This window comes from Nonomuraea sp. NPDC050022, from assembly GCF_044460705.1.
Classification (GTDB): domain Bacteria; phylum Actinomycetota; class Actinomycetes; order Streptosporangiales; family Streptosporangiaceae; genus Nonomuraea.
The window spans coordinates 102,092-121,055 of the sequence record NZ_JBITKE010000011.1; the positions used below are offsets into that span (position 1 = coordinate 102,092).

At 71.3% G+C, this 18,964-nt stretch carries 16 protein-coding genes; 12 read left to right on the plus strand and 4 right to left on the minus strand.

Features of this window, described 5'->3' with window-relative positions:
- Positions 1-11: 11 nt before the first annotated feature.
- The 8 genes from ACIBO2_RS41055 to ACIBO2_RS41090 are packed head-to-tail and all read left to right on the plus strand — an operon-like array spanning position 12 to position 9,767.
- A complete protein-coding gene (locus tag ACIBO2_RS41055; RefSeq protein WP_397303874.1) occupies positions 12-1,886 on the plus strand; it encodes a glycoside hydrolase family 127 protein in 1,875 nt (624 codons plus the stop codon).
- 36 nt (positions 1,887-1,922) lie between these two features.
- Positions 1,923-3,611, plus strand: a complete 1,689-nt coding sequence (locus ACIBO2_RS41060; protein WP_397303876.1) for an ABC transporter substrate-binding protein — start codon at positions 1,923-1,925, stop codon at positions 3,609-3,611.
- Between the two features lie 6 nt (positions 3,612-3,617).
- Entirely contained in the window at positions 3,618-4,556 is a 939-nt protein-coding gene (locus tag ACIBO2_RS41065) for an ABC transporter permease (protein WP_397303878.1), read from the plus strand.
- Positions 4,556-5,551 (plus strand): ABC transporter permease, encoded by a 996-nt coding sequence (locus tag ACIBO2_RS41070; protein ID WP_358545994.1) that lies wholly within the window; start codon positions 4,556-4,558, stop codon positions 5,549-5,551. The genes ACIBO2_RS41065 and ACIBO2_RS41070 overlap by 1 nt, the downstream gene beginning before the upstream one ends.
- Positions 5,548-6,360, plus strand: a complete 813-nt coding sequence (locus ACIBO2_RS41075; protein ID WP_358545996.1) for an ABC transporter ATP-binding protein — start codon at positions 5,548-5,550, stop codon at positions 6,358-6,360. The genes ACIBO2_RS41070 and ACIBO2_RS41075 overlap by 4 nt, the downstream gene beginning before the upstream one ends.
- The gene (locus ACIBO2_RS41080) at positions 6,357-7,181 is read left to right on the plus strand and encodes an ATP-binding cassette domain-containing protein (protein ID WP_358545998.1); all 825 of its coding nucleotides are present in this window, start codon (positions 6,357-6,359) and stop codon (positions 7,179-7,181) included. The genes ACIBO2_RS41075 and ACIBO2_RS41080 overlap by 4 nt, the downstream gene beginning before the upstream one ends.
- A complete protein-coding gene (locus ACIBO2_RS41085; RefSeq protein WP_397303880.1) occupies positions 7,178-8,461 on the plus strand; it encodes an alpha/beta fold hydrolase in 1,284 nt (427 codons plus the stop codon). The genes ACIBO2_RS41080 and ACIBO2_RS41085 overlap by 4 nt, the downstream gene beginning before the upstream one ends.
- On the plus strand, positions 8,454-9,767 hold the full coding sequence (locus ACIBO2_RS41090) for an aminopeptidase P family protein (RefSeq protein WP_397303882.1): 1,314 nt from the start codon (positions 8,454-8,456) through the stop codon (positions 9,765-9,767). Before ACIBO2_RS41085 ends, ACIBO2_RS41090 begins: the two co-directional genes overlap by 8 nt.
- A gap of 7 nt (positions 9,768-9,774) precedes the next feature.
- Here ACIBO2_RS41090 and ACIBO2_RS41095 read toward each other — a convergent pair whose 3' ends face one another.
- The 4 genes from ACIBO2_RS41095 to ACIBO2_RS41110 all read right to left on the minus strand — a co-directional run bounded on the left by ACIBO2_RS41095 (position 9,775) and on the right by ACIBO2_RS41110 (position 13,073).
- On the minus strand, positions 9,775-11,424 hold the full coding sequence (locus ACIBO2_RS41095) for a RecQ family ATP-dependent DNA helicase (RefSeq protein ID WP_358546006.1): 1,650 nt from the start codon (positions 11,422-11,424) through the stop codon (positions 9,775-9,777).
- Between the two features lie 65 nt (positions 11,425-11,489).
- Positions 11,490-11,945: a DUF6221 family protein gene (locus tag ACIBO2_RS41100; RefSeq protein WP_358546008.1), complete on the minus strand. Its 456-nt coding sequence runs from the start codon at positions 11,943-11,945 to the stop codon at positions 11,490-11,492.
- Positions 11,946-11,954: 9 nt separating this feature from the next.
- Entirely contained in the window at positions 11,955-12,362 is a 408-nt protein-coding gene (locus ACIBO2_RS41105; protein ID WP_397303884.1) for a YchJ family protein, read from the minus strand.
- 21 nt (positions 12,363-12,383) lie between these two features.
- Positions 12,384-13,073, minus strand: coding sequence for a sulfotransferase family protein (locus tag ACIBO2_RS41110; protein WP_397303886.1), 690 nt, complete (start codon positions 13,071-13,073; stop codon positions 12,384-12,386).
- 125 nt (positions 13,074-13,198) lie between these two features.
- Here ACIBO2_RS41110 and ACIBO2_RS41115 point away from each other — a divergent pair, with 125 nt between their 5' ends.
- The 4 genes from ACIBO2_RS41115 (at position 13,199) to ACIBO2_RS41130 (ending at position 18,953) form a co-directional block, all read left to right on the plus strand.
- Entirely contained in the window at positions 13,199-14,770 is a 1,572-nt protein-coding gene (locus ACIBO2_RS41115; RefSeq protein WP_358546016.1) for a fatty acid--CoA ligase family protein, read from the plus strand.
- A gap of 72 nt (positions 14,771-14,842) precedes the next feature.
- On the plus strand, positions 14,843-16,426 hold the full coding sequence (locus ACIBO2_RS41120; protein ID WP_397303888.1) for an NAD(P)-binding domain-containing protein: 1,584 nt from the start codon (positions 14,843-14,845) through the stop codon (positions 16,424-16,426).
- On the plus strand, positions 16,426-17,562 hold the full coding sequence (locus ACIBO2_RS41125) for an alpha-hydroxy acid oxidase (protein WP_397304026.1): 1,137 nt from the start codon (positions 16,426-16,428) through the stop codon (positions 17,560-17,562). The genes ACIBO2_RS41120 and ACIBO2_RS41125 overlap by 1 nt, the downstream gene beginning before the upstream one ends.
- Positions 17,556-18,953, plus strand: a complete 1,398-nt coding sequence (locus ACIBO2_RS41130; RefSeq protein ID WP_397303890.1) for a cytochrome P450 — start codon at positions 17,556-17,558, stop codon at positions 18,951-18,953. Before ACIBO2_RS41125 ends, ACIBO2_RS41130 begins: the two co-directional genes overlap by 7 nt.
- The last annotated feature ends 11 nt before the right edge of the window (positions 18,954-18,964 follow it).

The window sequence follows — 18,964 nt, forward strand, 5'->3', positions numbered from 1 at the left end:
CGTTCAGTGCAATGCCACACATTACTGATGAAGAGCTGGTGTCCGAGCACGTCAAGCCGGTCGCCGTCCGCATCGTGGGCGGCCTGCTGCATGCCTGGCAGCTCAGGAACAGCGCGGCCACGGTCCCCCACGCCATCGAGCGGCTGCGTGCCGCCGGGAACGTGGACAACCTCAGCCGCCTGCTGGTGGACGACCCGCCCCCGTACCGGGGCCGTTACCCGTTCCTCGACACCGACCTGTACAAGACGCTCGAAGGGCTGGCGTACGAGCTGGCCACGGGCACCGCGGCCGAGCCCGTACGGGAGTTCTACGAGGAGGTCGTCGGTCTGCTGGAGCGGGTCCAGGCGGACGACGGGTACCTGAACTCCTTCTTCCAGGACCCGGCCGCCGCCAAGAAGCCATGGGAGGACCTGGCCTGGGGGCACGAGCTGTACAACCTGGGCCACCTCATCCAGGCCGCCGTCGCCGCCGCCCGGCACCTGGGCGACCGGCGGTTGCTCGCGGTGGCGGTCAAGTTCGCCGACCTGGTCGTGGCCCGCTACGGCGAGGGCCGCGAGGAGGCCGTCTGCGGCCACCCGGAAGTGGAGATGGCGCTGGTCGAGCTGTTCAGGGAGACGGGTGAGCGCGCCTATCTCACCCAGGCCCGGCTGTTCGTCGACCGGCGCGGCCACGGGCACCTGAAGCACAGCATCTTTACCGCCGAGTACTTCCAGGACCACCTGCCCTTCCGCGACCTGCCCTCGGTGACCGGCCACGCCGTGCGCATGGCCTACCTGGCCGCCGGCGCCGCCGACGTGTACCTCGAAACGGGAGACCGCTCCCTGTTCGAGGCGCTGGAGCGGCTGTGGGACGACATGGTGGCCACCAAGCTCTACGTCACCGGCGGACTGGGCAGCCGCCACTCCGACGAGGCCATCGGCGACCGCTACGAACTGCCGTCCGAACGCGCCTACAGCGAGACCTGCGCGGCCATCGGCACCATGCAGTGGGCGTGGCGGATGTTCCTGGCCACCGGCGGCGCCAAGTACCTCGACGTGTTCGAGCGGATCCAGTACAACGCCTACGCGGTGGGTCTGTCGGCCGAGGGCACCGCCTTCTTCTACGACAACCCGCTCCAGCGCCGCCCCGACCACGAGCAGCGCAGCGGCGCGGAGGACGGCGGCGACCCGCTGCGCCGGCCGTGGTTCGGCTGCCCCTGCTGCCCGCCGAACATCGTGCGCTGGATGACCCAGCTCGGCGACCACATGGCCGCCGAACGCGATGGCGCGCTGCTGATCGCCGCCTACGCCGCGGCCAGGATCGACACCGAGGCGCTCGGGCTGACGATGGAGAGCGACTATCCGTGGGACGGCGACGTCCGCCTGGTCCTGGACCGGGCGCCCGACGGGCCGTACACGATCATGCTGCGGGTGCCGGGCTGGGCCAAGAACGTGACGGTCACCGTCAACGGCGCGGCGGCCGACGCCACCGCGCGGGACGGGTGGCTGAGTGTCGAGCGGGTCTGGCAGGCGGGCGACGAGGTACGCCTGAGCCTGCCGATGCCGGTCAGGGCGCACGGCTCGCACCCCCACCTCGACGCCACCCGGGGCGCGGCCAGCCTGGCGCGCGGCCCGCTGGTGTACTGCGTCGAACAGCAGGACTGCCCTGTGGACGTGGACGACCTGGTCCTACCACGGATTGTTAGCGCCAACACCGCCATGTCGGAAGGCGCGGTCGTCCTCCAGGTGGAGGCGGCCACGGCACCACCGCTGTCCGCGGAGCTCTACCCCGAGCTGCCGCAGGAACCGGCGTCCCCGGAGACGACGGTCACCACGACCTTCGTCCCGTACTTCATGTGGGGCAACCGTAGCCCCGAGGCCATGCGGGTGTGGGTCCGCAACGCGTGACCCCCACCTAATGGATTGATTCAGAAAGAAGGCGACATGAGGAGATCGGCTGCGCTTTCGGGCGTCGCGGTGAGCGCCATGCTGGCGCTCGCGGCCTGTGGGGGCGGCGCCGCCCCCTCCAACTCCACCGGATCCGGCTCGTCCGGCTCGTCCGCGAAGCCCGCCACCGGTGGCACCGTTCATTTCCTACTAAAGGCGGACTTCTCCCACCTGGATCCCGCCCGCGGCTGGGACGGCGGCGTCAACAACTTCTACCGGCTCATCTACCGGAACCTGACCACCTTCGGCGCGGCCCCCGGCGCGGAGAGCACGAAGATCGTGCCCGACCTCGCCACCGACACGGGCAAGCCCTCCGACGGCGCAAAGACCTGGACCTTCACCCTCAAGGACAACCTGTTCTTCGAGGACGGCACGCCGATCAACAGCGAGGCGGTGAAGTTCGGCGTCACACGCGGCTTCGACCCCGAGGCCGGGATCGGCTCGCCGTACGCCAAGCTGCTCCTCGACGCGCCCAAGGACTACAAGGGCCCGTACGTCTCCGGCGACCTCGACACGATCGAGACCCCTGACGCCAAGACCATCGTCTTCCACCTCAAGAAGCCCTTCGCCGACTTCCCCAGCGCCCTGGCCATGGCCAACTTCATCCCCTTCCCCAAGGGCACCGGCGCCGCGGCCGCGTTCGACACCAAGCCGATCGCGTCGGGGCCGTACAAGGTGGCCAGTTACAACCGCGGTTCCTCGCTCAAGCTGGTGCGCAACCCGCAGTGGAAGGCCGAGACCGACAGCGTCAGGTCGGCCAAGCCGGACGCCTGGGAGTGGACGTTCGGGCTGGACGCGGCCACCATCGACGAGCGCATGCTGGCCGGTCAGGGCACCGACACCGACGCCGTCGGGAGCACGATCCAGGCGGCGACCGTGGCACGGGTCCAGACTCCGCAGCTCAAGGCGCGCTCGCTGAGCGGGCTCAACGGCTGCACCACCTACATGGGCCTGAACACCACCAAGAAGCCACTCGACGACGTGCGGGTGCGCCAGGCGATCAACTACGCCATCAACAAGGACACGGTGGTGGCCGGGATGGGCGGGTCGAGCCTGGCGGCCAAGGGCACCTCCATCCAGCCGCCGACGGTCGCCGGCCGGGTCGACTACGACCCCTATCCCACCGACCCCGAGGCGGCCCGCAAGCTGCTCGCCGAGGCGGGCCTGGCCGACGGCTTCAGCCTCACCCTCGACACCCGGCCGGACCCGAAGATGGCGGCGGTCGCCGTGGCCATCCAGGAGGCGCTCAAGGCGGTGAAGATCGACGTCAAGATCAACAACATCGACACCTCCACGTTCTACGAGGTGATCGGCACACCCGCGCAGCAGCACGACGCCGCCATCACCGGCTGGTGCCCCGACTGGGCGTCCGGCGCGACGTTCCTGCCGCCGCTGTTCGACGGCCGCAACATCACCGCCAAGGGCAACCAGAACATCGCCCAGATCAACGACAAGGCGATCAACAAGCGCATCGACGAGATCGCCGCGATGACCGACGTCACGGCCGCGAACGCCGCCTACGGCGAGCTGGACAAGGAGATCATGAAGCTGGCGCCGATCGTGCCGCTGGCCTATGAGAAGTACGTCATCGTCTCTGGCGCCAACATCGCCGGCGCGTACCAGTCCTACGCCTTCTCCGGGGGCATCGACCTGGTATCCGTCGGGCTGGCCAAGCCGGGCAAGTAGCCGAAGATGACCACCACCACTGTCCTCCCACCGGCGGGCGCCCCCGTGGCGCCCGCCACCTCGGCCCGGCGGGTCGCCGGCGCGCTGCTGCACGACTGGGCGGCCGTGCTCAGCACGGCCTTCCTCATGCTGATCCTGCTGATGGCGATCTGCGCGCCGCTGATCTCCGCGATCACCGGTCACGGGCCGAACGACTTCGACAGCGCGGCCATCGACACCGACCTCGGCGGGCTGCCGCGCGGCTCGCTGGGCGGGATCAGCGCCGACCACCTGCTCGGTGTGGAGCCGCAGAACGGCCGCGACATCCTGGCGCGCATCGCGTACGGCGCGCGCGTCTCGCTGCTGATCGCGGCCGCGGCCACCGCGCTCACCACCCTGCTCGGGGTGGTGCTCGGCATGCTGGCCGGCTTCTACCAGGGCTGGGTCGACCAGGTGATCTCCCGGATCATGGACTTCCTGATGGCCTTCCCCGCCCTCATCTTCATGATCGCGATCCTGTCCTCGCTGCCGGCGGGCAACCGGTCGGTGCTGCTGGTGGTGGTGATCAGCGTCTTCGGCTGGCCGTATCTCGCCCGTGTGGTGCGCGGCCAGACGCTGACGCTGGTGAACAGGGAGTTCGTCGAGGCCGCCCGGGTGTCGGGCGCCTCGACGGGCGTCCTGGTGTTCAGGGAGATCCTGCCGAACCTGCGCAGCTCGCTGATCGTGATGACCACGCTGGCCGTGCCCGGCTACGTCGGCACCGAGGCGGGGCTGTCGTTCCTGGGCGTCGGCGTGACCCCGCCGACACCGTCCTGGGGGCAGATGATCTTCAGCTCGGTGGGCTGGTACGCCGTGGACCCGATGTACTTCGCGGTGCCCGGCGCCTTCCTGTTCTGCACCGTGCTGTCCCTGACCGTGCTCGGGGACCGCCTGCGTGCCGCCTTCGACGCCGGGGAGGCCTCCTGATGGCGCGTTATGTCGCCGGGCGGTTCGCCGGCATCGTGGTGATCCTGTTCCTGGTCTGCCTGTTCACCTTCATCATCTTCTTCACCCTGTCGCCGGATCCGGCGCTGATGATCTGCGGGAAGACGTGCACGCCCGAGCGGATCGACCAGATTCGCGGGGTGCTCGGGCTCGACCAGCCGTACTTCACCCAGTTCTGGACGTTCCTGACGGCCATCTTCGTCGGCCGGGACTACGGCTCGGGGGCCAACCTGATCCACTGCGCGGCCCCGTGCCTGGGCTACAGCTTCCAGACCAATCAGTCGGTCTGGGAGATGGTCGTGGACCGGCTGCCGGTCAGCGCCACCGTCGCGATCGGCGCCGCGGTGCTCTGGCTGCTGATCGGCATCCTGGCCGGGCTGCTCAGCGCGGTGAAGGAGGGCACCTGGTGGGACCGTACCGCGATGGGGCTGGCCCTCGGCGGGTCGAGCATCCCCAACTACGTGCTGGCGCTGGCGCTGCAGTACGTGCTGGTGGTGTGGCTGCAGATCCTGCCCTTCCCGTCGGCGGTCTCCTTCTCCGACGGACCGGTGCTGTGGTTCCAGTCGTACCTGATGCCCTGGGTCGTGCTGGCCACCGGCTACGCCTGCCTCTACGCGCGGCTGACCAGGGCCAACGTGATCGACACGCTGGCGGAGAACTTCATGCGCACGGCGCGGGCCAAGGGCCTGCCGCCCATGCTCACCATGCGGCGGCACGCGCTGCGGCCCGCGCTCACCCCGATCGCCACCATCTTCGGGATGGACTTCGCGGCCCTGCTGGGCGGCGCGCTCATCACCGAGACGGTCTTCGGCCTCAACGGGGTCGGCAAGATGGCCGCCGACTCGATCGCCAAGAACGACCAGCCGGTGATCATGGCGGTGACGCTGCTCGCCGCGTTCTTCGTGGTGGTGGGCAACCTGGTGGTCGATCTCGTCTACACCACGCTGGACCCGAGAGTGAGGATCACCGCGAAATGAGTGACCTGCTTGTCGTGGAGGACCTCACCGTCACCTTCCCCACCACGCGGGGGCCGGTGGACGTCGTCAAGGACGTCTGCTTCACCGTCGGGAGCGACGAGACGGTCGGCATCGTCGGTGAGTCCGGTTCGGGCAAGTCCATGACCAGCCTCGCGATCATGGGGCTGCTGCCCCGGGGGGCGGTGACCCGGGGCAGCATCCGGCTGGACGGCACCGAACTGCTCGGCCGCAGCGACAAGGACATGCGCCGGATCAGGGGGGACCAGGTCTCGATGGTCTTCCAGGATCCGCTGTCGTCGCTGAACCCGTACTACACCGTGGGCCTGCAGATCGAGGAGGTCTACCGGGCCCATAAGGGCCGCTCGCGCAAGGCCGCGCGCAGGGTCGCGATCGAGGCGCTGGAGCAGGTGGGCCTGCCCGACCCGGAGCGGCGGGTGGACTACTACCCGCACCAGTTCTCCGGCGGGCAGCGGCAGCGCGTCATGATCGCGATGGCGCTGGTCTGCTCCCCCGCCCTGCTCATCGCCGACGAGCCGACCACCGCGCTCGACGTGACCGTCCAGGCGCAGATTCTGCGCCTGCTCGCCGACCTGCGGCGGCAGAGCGGCACCGGGATGGTGTTCATCACGCACGACCTCGCGGTGATCAGCTCGATCGCCACGCGTGTCCTGGTGATGTGCCGGGGCGAGCAGGTCGAGTACGACACCGCCGAGCAGGTCTTCTCCGATCCGCGGCACGACTACACCCGCATGCTGCTGGACAGCGTTCCGCGCATCGACGACTCCCCCATCGACGAGGTGATGTCATGAGCGAGCCCCTGCTGAGGGCGAACGAGCTGACCAAGCGGTTCGTCACCCGCGGGCCGCTGGGCGGCAAGGCCGAGTTCGTCGCCGTCGACGGCGTCAGCTTCGACGTCCGGCCGGGCGAGACGCTGGCCGTGGTGGGCGAGTCGGGCAGCGGCAAGTCGACGACCGCCCGCATGGTGGCCAGGCTGACGGAGCCGAGCGCGGGCACCCTGGAGTTCGAGGGCGAGGACATCACCGTCGCCAAGGGGGCCGCGCTGGCCCGCTACCGGGCCAACGTGCAGGTCGTCTTCCAGGACCCGTTCTCCTCGCTCAACCCCCGCCACACGGTGGAGCGCATCCTGATGGCGCCACTGGTGTACCAGGGGATCCCCCCGACGGGCGGGAAGCGGGCGCACGCCAGGGAGCTGATGGAGCGGGTCGGGCTCGACCCGGACCACTCCCAGCGCTACCCCGCGCAGTTCTCCGGCGGTCAGGCCCAGCGGATCGGCATCGCCCGCGCGCTGGCCGTGCACCCCAAGCTGGTCATCTGCGACGAGGCGGTGTCCGCCCTGGACGTCTCCGTGCAGGCCCAGGTCATCGAGCTGCTGCGGCGGCTGCAGGCCGAGAGCGGCTTCAGCTACATCTTCATCGCCCACGATCTGGCCGTCGTCCGGCAGATCGCCCATCGGGTGGCGGTCATGAGCAAGGGCAGGATCGTCGAGCAGGGGCCGGTCGAGAGCGTCTTCGGCGACCCCCGGGACCCGTACACCCGTACGCTCCTGGCCGCCATCCCCCGCATCAACCCCGAATGGGACCGCAGGCGCCGTGAAGGGAGCCCCCGTTGACCACGTACATCATCCCCGGGATGCGCGTGCGCGACCACAGGGTGGAGGTGCCGCTCGACTGGTCCGCGCCCGGCGGGGACACGATCACGGTGTTCGCCCGGGAGCTGGCCGATCCGGTGCGGGCGGCCGAGGACCTGCCGTGCCTGCTCTACCTTCAGGGCGGTCCCGGCGGCAAGGGCCCGCGCCCGATCGGCACGAACGGCTGGCTCGGCCAGGCGCTCAAGACGCACCGGGTGATCCTGCTCGACCAGCGCGGCACCGGCCGCAGCTCGCGGATCGACGGGCGGGTGATGAGCGCGTTCGGCAGCGCGCGGGAGGCCGCCGACTATCTCGCCCACTTCCGCGCCGACTCGATCGTCGCCGACGCCGAGCACCTGCGGACGACCGTCTTCGGCGGCCGTCGCTGGGAGACGCTGGGCCAGAGCTACGGCGGGTTCCTCACGCTGACGTACCTGTCGCGGGCGCCGCAGGGGCTGCGCGCCTGCTACGTCACCGGAGGGCTGCCCGGCCTGGACCCGGACGCGGCGGAGGTCTACCGGCGTACCTATCCCCGCGTCGCGGCCAAGAACGCCGAGTTCTACCGCCGCTACCCGCACCACGTGGAGACCGTCGGCCGCCTGGCCGACCGGCTGGCCGCGCAGGACGTCCGGTTGCCCGACGGCGACGTGCTCACGGTACGGCGGCTGCAGTCGCTCGGCATCGACTTCGGCATGAAGCCGGGCTATGAGCGCATGCACTGGCTGCTCGACGAGGCGCTCGACGGCGAGCACGTGACGGACACCTTCCTGCAGCAGGTGCTGGCCCGCTCCTCCTACAGCGACAACCCGCTGTTCGCCGCGCTCCAGGAGAGCATCTACGGCTCGGGCCCCGGAGCCACCGGCTGGGCCGCCGAGCGCGAGCGGGCCCGTCACCCGGCCTTCGCCGAGTCGGCCCGGCCGCTGCTGTTCACCGGGGAGATGATGTACCCCTGGATGTTCGCGGAGATCCGGGTGTTGCGCCCGTTCCGCGCGGCCGTGGAGCTGCTGGCCGAGCGGGCGGACTGGCCGCCGCTCTATGACCCGGTACGCCTGGCCGCCAACGAGGTTCCGCTGGCCGCCGCCGTGTATTACGACGACATGTATGTAGATTCCGGCCTGCAACTGGACACCGCCGCTCGTATCGGCAACGCCCAAGCGTGGGTCACCAACGAGTACGAGCACGACGGCCTGGGCGAGGAGCGCGTCTTCGCCCGGCTGACCGAACTGGTGCGTGACATCGGAGGAGGCATCACAGGTGACTGACGGCAGGCCCCCGAAACTGCTGGACATTCCCGCGTTCACTGACTACATCGGCAAGGGCTGGGACATCCCCGACCGCACCCCGACCGTGGTCCCCGGCGCCGCGGAGGCCGCCGCCGCCCATCGGGCCCGGCTCGGCGCCGCGCTCCCCGGCCGGACCGTCGTGGTGGCGGCGGGCCAGGCGCCGGTGCGCAGCAACGACACCTCCTACGACTTCCGCCCCGGCAGCGACTTCTACTGGCTGACCGGCTGCGTGGCCGAGGACGCCGTGGCGGTGGTCAGGGACGGCGACGCGGTCGTCTACCTGCCCGTCCCCGCCTATCCCGGCGAGCCGGGCTTCTTCGCCGACGCCGCCCACGGGGAGCTGTGGGTGGGCGCCGCCCCCGGACTGGCCGAGTGGTCGGCGGCGCTGGGCGTGCCGGTCAGGCCGCTGACCGACTTCGACGGCACGCTCTCCACCGACGACGAAATCGCCCGGGTACTGGCCGAGCTGCGCATGATCAAGGACGACTGGGAGATCGGCCAGCTGCGGGAGGCCGTGGACCGGACGGTCGAGGGGTTCGCCGCGGTGCTCGCCGAGATCCCGACCGCCGTGGCCGGGCCGGGTGAGCGCTGGCTGCAGGGCACCTTCGACCGGTACGCCAGGGCGTACGGCAACGGCCCCGGCTACGCCTCGATCGTGGGCAGCGGCCCGCACGCCCCGACCCTGCACTGGGTGCGCTGCGACGGCCCGGTGCTGCCGGAGGAGCTGCTGCTGCTCGACATGGGCGTGGAGGTACACAGCCACTACACCGCGGACGTCACCCGCACCTTCCCCGCCTCCGGCACCTTCTCCCCCGCCCAGCGCCAGGTGCACGACCTGGTGGAGCGGGCGCACCGGGCGGCGCTGGCGCAGGTGGCCCCCGGCCGCCGGTTCACCGACTTCCACCACGCCGCGATGGAGGTCATCGCGCGCGGGCTGGACGACTGGGGGATGCTGCCGGTCTCGGTGGAGGAGGCGCTGTCGGAGCGCGGCCAGCACCACCGCCGCTACCTGATCTGCGGCATCGGCCACCACCTCGGCCTGGACGTGCACGACTGCGCCAAGGCCGCGCCCGAGGCCTACCAGGGGGCGCTCATCGAGCCCGGCATGGTGTTCACCGTGGAGCCCGGCCTGTACTTCCACGCCCACGACCTGACCGTGCCGCCCGAGCTGCGCGGGATCGGCGCGCGCATCGAGGACGACCTGCTGGTGACGGCGGACGGCATCGACGTGCTCTCGGCCGAGCTGCCCCTGTCGGCGAGCGGCCTGGAGGATTGGATGAAGTGACCCTGGCCTACGACGCGTCGTCCGCGCGGCGCAGGACGCCCTCCACGGCGGCCAGGGCGAGTGTCTTGTAGCCCACCGAGTCGAACAGGACCGTGATCCGGTCCGGCTCGCGGCGCATGACCGTGCCCCGCCCCCATGCCTGGTGCTCGACCTTGGCGTGCAGCGGGTACGGTCCCTCGCCGGTCGCGATGGGCTCCAGGCCGTCCTGGCAGGTGTCGCAGGTCCGGCAGGCCGTGTCGTACGGCTCGCCGAAGTACTCCAGCAGGAAGCGGCGGCGGCACCCGGTCGTCTCCGCGTAGCCGCGCATCATGTCGATGCGCGAGTCGTCGACGCGGTGCCGGATCTCGTCGAGTTCCACCGCCCGCGCGGCGGCCTTCTCCGGCGGCGGCCCGCCCGGCGCGTAGCGCAGGTCGCCGGAGTCGGTGACGGTCACCGCCTCGGCCTGCTCCAGCAGGTTGACCAGGCTCGTCAGCTGGGAGGCGCCCACCTCCAGCAGGGCGCGCAGCTCGGTGACGGGCACGGTGCCGCCGTGCTCCTTCACCAGGGTCGCCACCCGCAGCAGCGCCTCGGCGTCCGCCCGGCCGCTGGCGAAGAAGCGGCGCAGGCCCAGATCCTCCGACCGGTAGAACAGCACGGCGCGGGCGGGCCCGCCGTCCCGGCCCGCCCGGCCGATCTCCTGGTAGTAGGCGTCGGGCGACTCGGGCGGGGACGCGTGCAGCACGTAGCGGACATCGGGCCGGTCGATCCCCATCCCGAACGCCGAGGTGGCCACCACCGTGTCCACCTCGCCGGCCGTGAAGAGCGAGTGCACGCGCGTCCGCTCGGCCGCCCGCATCCCGGCGTGGTACGGCTCCGCGTGGCGGCCCATCCCGGTCAGCAGCGCCGCGTACTCCTCGGCCTCGCGCCGGGTGGCGACATAGACCAGGCCGAGCCCGTCGAGGGAGGCGGCGTGCTCGGCCAGGGCCCGGCTCTTGTCGTCGTCGCCGACGAACCGGCGTACCTCCAGCCGGATGTTGGGCCGGTCGAACCCGCGGACGATCTGCACCGGGTCCTTCAGCCCGAGGGAGCGGACGATCTCCTCCCGGACGTTCGGCGCCGCCGTGGCGGTCATCGCCACCACCGGCGGATGCCCCAGGCGCTCGATGACCTTGCCCAGCCGCAGGTAGTCGGGGCGGAAGTCATGCCCCCATGACGAGACGCAGTGGGCCTCATCGACCGCGATGAGCGACGGCTTGGCCTTGGCCAGCTGGGCGACGACGTCGGGCTTGGCCAGCTGCTCGGGCGACAGGAACACGAACTCCGCCTCCCCCGCCGTGACCTTCTCCAGCCCCGCCTTGACCGAGGAGGTGGAGTTGACCGCGACGGCCCCGCCCGCGTCGGCCTTCTCCAGGCCGAGCACCTGGTCGCGCTGCAGCGCGATGAGCGGTGAGACGACCACGGTGGGACCGTCGCGCAGCTGCGCGGGCACCTGGTAGACCGCCGACTTGCCGGCGCCGGTCGGCATGACCAGCAGCACGTCACGCCCGTCGAGCAGGTGTTCCATCGCCTCCTGCTGGCCCGGCCGCAGGTCCTTCCAGTCGAAGGTCTGCCGGGCCGTGGCCCGCAGCCGCCGCCCCTTACGCCCGAACCGGCTGTTGAGCCTTGCCCGTAATCCCATGAACCCCTCCTGGTAGTGGGCGGCCAGTACCCGCTGCCGCGCTCACCGAACGCCGGTCGTCGAACTCAGCGTGGCGCCCACTCGGGCAGCCAGCCCGGACGATGGCGGTAGCCGTAGGCGAGGAGCCGCAGTGTGTCGCAGGGCCCCTCGTCTGTGTGCCCGTCTCCGTCCGCGCGCCCGTCTTCGTCTCCGTCCCCGGCGCCGTGTCCGTGCGCGGCGATCAGGCGCAGCTCGGCGGCGCAGCGGGCCATGACGTCACGGGGATCGTGGACGGCGATGTGCACGGCGTCCCTCATGGACGGCGTGTGTCCGGCGTCGCCGGTGATGCAGACCGCGCCACGGAAGGCCGACGGGTCGCCGAAGCCGACGAACTCCTGGCCGTTGGTCATGGTGACGAAGTCGTCGCCGTCGTACCACTCCCTGGTGGGGTCGTAGGACCACGGGCCGGGAGTCGCCGCCTCGGCCGTCGCGTTGTCGCCCTCGATCGTGGCGCGCAGCCAGGACAACAGGTCGTAGGTCAACGCTCTCCCTCAGTCGGCCCCGGCATAGGTCCAGGCGCCCTCGTGCCGGACGAAGCGGCTGTGCTCTTCCATGGAGCCCGCCTCGCCGTTGTCGGTGTAGTGGGCCCGGAATCGGACGGTGCCCTCGGTGGAGACGACGCTGCCCCCGGTGGTCTCCAGGATCTCCAGCCGGGTCCAGCGTGTCCCCCGGTCGAGGTCGAGCCGGGCCGGGCGGGCCGCCGGATGCCAGGTGCGCAGCAGATATCCGGCGTCGCCGACGCTGAAGGCGCTGAACCGGGACCGCATGAGCGCCTCGGCCGTGGGCGCGGCGGCGAGGCCGCGGTGCAGCCGCCCGCAGCACTCCCGGTAGGTCGCCGGCAGCCCGCATGGGCACGGGGCTGAGGCGGATTTCGAGTCACGTCGCGGCACGCCTCTCATTCTGCCCGGTGCCGGGGACGGTCAGCGCCCGCGCAGGATCAGGCGCAGTTGTCTGCCGGTCCGCTTGCGCCGGAACGCCTCGCGTTCGTTTGCCTGGGGGAAGGGCTCGTCCGGGACGGGCGTCCCGAGGAAGGCGCACAGTGGCTCCCATCCCTCCCGGACGTCGAAGACCAGCAGCCGCGAGGCCGGGATCGCCGCCTGGACCTCGGCGAGGTGCCGTTCGAAGACCTTCATGGCGTACGCGGGATCGTCGACGCGGCCGTCGAAGACCCGGTCCATGACGGTCGCCCTGGCCATGCGCGGGTACAGGGCGAAGTCCGGCGCCCGGCGCGCCACCAGCCACCGGATGACGCGGCGGCGGATCGGCATCGGGCGGCGTTCGGCCAGGGCGCCGGCGAAGATGGTCTGGCTGACGCTGTCGTACCACCGGCGCGGGTCGCGGACGGTGAGGATGATCTTCGCGTCGGGATAGTGCTCGGCCAGCTCCCGCCAGTAGGAGGCGGCGGGCCAGTCCACCGCCGACTGGAAGCCGGTGAACATCTCGTCCCAGTCGCGGGCGCGGCCCTCCCCCACGTCGAGCCACTGGCGGACCCGGTACGGCTCGGCTATGACCGTGGACATGTGGTAGCAGGGGCCGTACCCCAGCCGGTCCAGCGCCGCCTTCAGCGACCTCGTCCCCGTTCTGCCGAATCCCGCGCCGATCACCTTCACCTCGCGCTCCCTCCCGCCTCTGATCGGCCTCTGATCCGCGGTGCCTACCGTCGCAGTGGACGACAAGCCGGTTATATGACCAGATACATGTCGCAGCCGACCGCCGCAATGGTGAGGAGCCGACCATGCTGTTCCCGCATCCCCTTCTCGACGCGCTGCGGGACTCGCCCGGCGGCGTGGCGTTCGAGCACGGGTCCCGGACCGTCTCACGGGGTGAGCTGCTGGAGATGATCCGTAGGCTGGCCGGCGCGCTGGCCGATGCCGGGCTCGGGCCCGGCCGGGGTGTCGCCATCCGGACCGCCGTCTCGCCGGAGGCGTTCGCCGCGCACATGGCCGCGCACGCGCTGGGCTGCCGCGTCGTGGGCGTCCGGCCCGGTTACCCGGCCGCGCAGCTCGCCCACGTGCTGGGGATGGGGGTCGACGTCCTGATGGTCGACGGGTCGCTTCCCACGCTGGTCGGCGGGTCGAGCGCGATGCCTGAGGGGCCACTCGACCGGTTCAGCGCGGTACCTGTGCCGGCCGACCGGTCGAGCGCGGTGCCCGAGGGGCCGCTTCCTGTCCTGTCCTTGGCGGAGTTGCTGGCGCGCGCCGACGACGGCCGCCCCCTCGCCGTCACGGCGCGTCCGGACGACGTGGCCGCCCTGACCTTCACCAGCGGCAGCACCGGTCGGCCCAAGGGCTGCGCGATCACCTACCGCGCGCTGAGCGAGCACTGGGCGTGGCAGCCCCGCGTGTGGGGCCCGGTCGCGGTGGCGCTCGCCGAGTCGTTCGGGCGCTACCTGCTGTTCGGCACCCTGGCCAGCATGGTCGTCATGGAGTTCCTGGCGCCGTGCCTGCTGGGCGGCGGGACGGCGGTGATCCCGGAGGACGACGGGCGGCCGGTCTTCCCGTACGCGATCGAGCGCCACCGGATCACCGGCTCCATCATCACCGTGCCCAGGCTGTACCAGATGCTCCGGCTGCTCAAGGATGACCAGGTCGACGTCGGCAGCCTGCGCGCGCTGATGGTCTCCGGGTCTCCGCTCAGCCCGTCCCGGCTGGCGGCGGCGGTGGAACGGCTCGGCCCGGTCGTCTACCAGGGCTACGGCCAGACCGAGGCGGGCAACATCGCGATGCTCACGCCCGCCGACATCGCCCGGGGCAACGTGGCCTCGGTGGGCCGGCCGCATCCAGGGGTCGAGATCAGTGTCCGGGACGAGGCGGACCGGGAGGTGGCCGCGGGAGAGACCGGCGAGATCCACGTACGTAGCCCGTACCTGATGTCCGGCTACTGGGGGCAGCCGGAGGAGAGCCGCGACACGCTGCGGGACGGCCGGCTGCGCACCCGCGACCTGGGATACGTGGACGAGGACGGCTTCCTGTACCTGGTCGGCCGGACCCGGGATGTGATCATGGTGAACGCGATGGTGGTGTACGCGGGTCCGATCGAGCGGGTGCTGGCCGCCCATCCCGACGTGGACGAGGCGTACGTGGCCGGGGCGCCGGACGAGCTGACCGGCGAGGCCGTACACGCCTTCGTGGTGCCCGCCACCGGGCGGACCCCGGACCGCGACGCGCTGACCGCCCTGGTACGCGCCGAACTCGGCGACGACAGCGTGCCCCGGACGATCACGGTGGTGTCGGCCGTCCCGGTCGCCGCCAGCGGCAAACCGGACAAGCGCGCCCTGCTGGACCGGCCCGGCGGGCGGATGCTCTGAGCATTCTCTGAGAATCGCCCGCCAACACTGAGGTCGTCCGTTTCATGACATCGCTCGTTTCATGACATCGCTGTGACGGAGGCCTACGTGCCGGACAACGCCCTCGACTACCTGGTGATCGGCGCCGGCCCGGCGGGGCTGCAACTGGGATATTTCCTCGAAAAGGCGGGCCGGTCGTACCTGATCCTGGAAGCCGGTCCCACGCCGGGCACGTTCTTCCGCACCTTCCCGCGCCATCGCACGCTCATCTCGATCAACAAGAGGTACAACGGAACCTCCGACCCGGAGCTCAACCTCCGGATGGACTGGAACTCCCTGCTGTCGGACGACCCGGACCTGCTGTTCACCCGCTACAGCGACCGCTACTTCCCCGCCGCCGACGACATGGTCCGCTACCTCGCCGACTACGCCGCCGCGTGCGGCCTGCGGATCGTCCATGACGCCCGCGCCGTCCACATCACCCGCGCACCCGCTGTGGGCCCTTTCCGGGTGACCGACGAGCACGGCCGGACGTACGAGGCGAAGCGCCTGATCGTGGCGACCGGGGTCAGCCGGCCCAACATCCCGGAGATACCGGGCATCGAGACCGCCGAGCCCTACGGCACGGTCGCCACCGACCCGGCCGATTACGTGAACCAGCGGGTGCTCGTCATCGGCAAGGGCAACTCGGCCTTCGAGACGGCGGACAACCTGGTCGAGACCGCCGCGGTGATCCACGTCGCGGGCCCGAACTCCGTACGGATGGCGTGGCGCACTCACTTCGTCGGCCATCTGCGCGCGGTCAACAACAACTTCCTCGACACCTACCAGCTCAAGTCCCAGAACGCGGTGCTGGACGGCTCCGTCAAGCGGATCGAGCAGCAGGCCGACGGCTCGTACCTGGTGGCGGTGAGCTTCGCCCGCGCCGACGAGGTCACCAAGGACATCCCGTACGACCGGGTGATCGTCTGCACCGGCTTCCGGTTCGACGCCTCGATCTTCGACGACGGGTGCCGTCCGGAGCTGATGATCCAGGACCGGTTCCCGGCGCTCACCCCCGCCTACGAGTCGGTCAGTGTGCCCGGCCTCTACTTCGCCGGGACGCTGACGCAGTCCCGCGACTTCAAGCGCGGCACCAGCGGGTTCATCCACGGCTTCAGGTACGGCACGCGCTCGCTGCACCGCGTCCTGGAGCACAGGTACCACGACGTACCGTGGCCCGGCCGCGACCTCGCGGCAGAGCCGGAGGCCATGGCCGCGGCGGTGCTCGACCGGGTCAACCACTCCTCGGCGCTGTGGCAGCAGTTCGGGCTGCTGGCCGACGTCATCGTCCCCGACGGCCGGGGCGGGGCCCGCTACCTGGAGGAGTTACCGGTCGATCTGGAGGGCTCGCCGATCAGCGACGCCGGCCACTTCGCGATCACCCTGGAGTACGGGCCGGAACACGACAAGGTCGACCCCTTCGACATCGCGGTCGGCCGGATCCGGCAGAGCGACTCCGCCCGCGCCCACGAGGGCCACTACCTGCATCCGGTGGTCCGGCATCACCGGCCCGGCGCCCCGGCCGCCGTCCACCACATCACCGAGAACCTGGAGAACGACTGGACCTCCCCGGAGGTGCACGTCGCGCCGCTGCGAGCCTTCTTCGCCCGCCAGGCCGCCTCGGTGCCGGCGTGATGGAGACGCCGGGCGAGTTCGAGGCCGGCGAAATGGACACGCCCGGCGATTTCGAGAACGGCGGTATGGACACGCTCGGTGAGTACGAGAACGGCGAGATGGACACGCTCGGTGAGTTCGAAGCCGCCGCCCGCGCGCGTCTCGACCCCGCGCACTACGACTACTTCGCCGGCGGGGCCGGTGACGAGGTCACGCTGCGGGCCAACGAGGCGGCGTTCGACCGGCTGGCGCTGGTGCCCCGGGTGCTGCGCGGCGCCGGGAAGCTCCAGCTCGGCGTCACCCTGCTGGGCAGCCGCGCGGCCATGCCCGTGCTGGTGGCGCCGACCGCGTTCCACCGGCTGGCCGACCCCGAGGGCGAGCGGGCCACGGCGCGGGCCGCCGCCGCCGCCGAGACGATCATGATCGTCTCCATGGCGTCCACGGTCGCCGTCGAGGACGTGGCCGCGGCGGCGCCGGGGGCCAAGCTCTGGTTCCAGCTCTACATCCAGCCGGACCTGGCCTTCACCGAGACCATCGTCCGGCGGGCCGAGGCGGCCGGCTGCACGGCGCTGGTCGTCACGGTGGACTCCCCCACCCTGGGAGCGCGGCCCCGGGACCGGCGCAACGGCTTCCACGACCTGCCCGAGGGCCTGTGCTGCGAGAACCTGCGCGACGGCGCGCGGGTGCGGCCGATCGTCATGTCACCGGAGATCTCCTGGGCGCACCTCGACCGGCTCAGGGAGATGACCGCGCTGCCGATCGCGCTCAAGGGCGTCGCCCATCCCGCCGACGTACGCCTGGCGCTCGACCACGGCGTCTCCGCGCTGGTGGTCTCCAACCACGGCGGCCGGCAGCTCGACACGGTCCCGGCCGCCGTCGACCTGCTGCCGGACATCGTGGCCGCCGTCGGCGGAACCGTCCCGGTGCTGCTGGACGGGGGTGTGCGGCGCGGCACCGACGTGCTGAAGGCGTTGGCGCTGGGTGCCGCCGCGGTCGCGGTGGGCCGCCCGGTGATCTGGGGGCTGGCGGCGGACGGGGAGCGGGGCGCGGGGCGGATGCTCAGCCTGCTGCGTACGGAGGTCGAGCGGGCGCTCACCCTGTGCGGCTGCGCGTCGATCGACGAGCTCGAACCTGGGATGGTGCGACGGCCGTGGTGACCGGGGTTTTGACGGGGGCTTTTACGGGGGCTTTCGCCGCAGTGGCCGCGGCGGTCGCCGTCGTCGCGGTCCTGAGCCTGCCGTGGTGGCTGCCGGGCCGGGTCGTGGCACTGCGCGTACGGGTCTTCAACCGGGTCAACGGGGACGAAGGCATTCCGGTGCCCGGCGATCTGGTGGGGATCGAGCGGTTCAAGGAGGTCTACTCCCATCCGGCGGCCGCTGGCCGGAGCAAGGGCGCCGCACTGTCGGACCTGTTCTGGTACTGGCTGGCGCCCGGCCCCGAGATGCACCAGGAACACCTGGAAGCGGGCGAACGGTATGACGCCGTCGCCCGGGCCACCCGCGGCTTTCTCTCCATCCCGCGTACGGAAGCGGAGGAGCTGACCCGCCGCTGCGTCACCCGGACGCTGCGGGAGGCGGGCGGGCTGGTCCGGCTGCGCGACCTGATGATGCCGCTCTGGGCGGAGTTCTCGTACGAGCTGGTCTTCGGCAGGCCATGCCCGCGCACGGCCCGCGACCTGATCGCCGGCAACGCGAACGACGTCGTCACCTCGCTCAAGTGCTGCGGGCTGCGGCACATGGACCGGCGCGACCGGCTGACCCGGTATCTCATGGACCGGCTGCCCCTGGTGCGCCAGCCGCTCCCCGACGGGTTGTCGGCCCGGGAGCAGGCGCTCTACCTGCAAGGGGCCTTCTTCAACACCGCGGTGGTCCAGCTGTCGGAGGCCATGGCCCACCTGCTGATGGTCCTCGCCCAGCACCCGGACGTACAGGCCAGGGCGTTGACAGGCGGTCCGCGCTACCTGGACCAGGTGATCGCGGAGACGCTGCGGCTCTACCCGCTCTTCGGCATCGCCCATCGCGTCACCACCGGCGACATCCCGCTGGACGAGCGCACGGTGATCCCGGCGGGCTCGGTGCTGTGCTTCAACTACCCGGAGTTCCACCGCGCGGGCTTCACCGACCCTGACCACTTCGACCCCAGCCGCTTCGACCCGGCCCACCCCCGCCCCCACCGGACCGCGGTCCGTGAGCTCAACCACATCCCGTTCGGCATCGCCGCCAATCGGCCGTGCCCGGCCTGGCGGCTGGCGCCGATCGCCATGCGGGTCGCGGCGGAGGAGATCCTGCGCCTGTACGCCCTGGACTCCACCGCCTCCCACACCCGGTCCCTGCCCAACCGGGGACCGTGCCTGCTCACCCCGCGCTACGCCCGCAGGATTGCCGCCCACCGGCCGCTGCTGCTGTTCGTGCGGTTCAGGGACCGCTGGGAGGACGTCTGGCGCAGCCTCGTCCAGCTCGTCCTCGGCACGTACATGGTCTGGGACGCGCGCAGGCAGCGGCTGTGCGAGCGCCACTTCGCGGACGACGGCCAGCCGGTCGCCCACTGACCGTCCCGCCC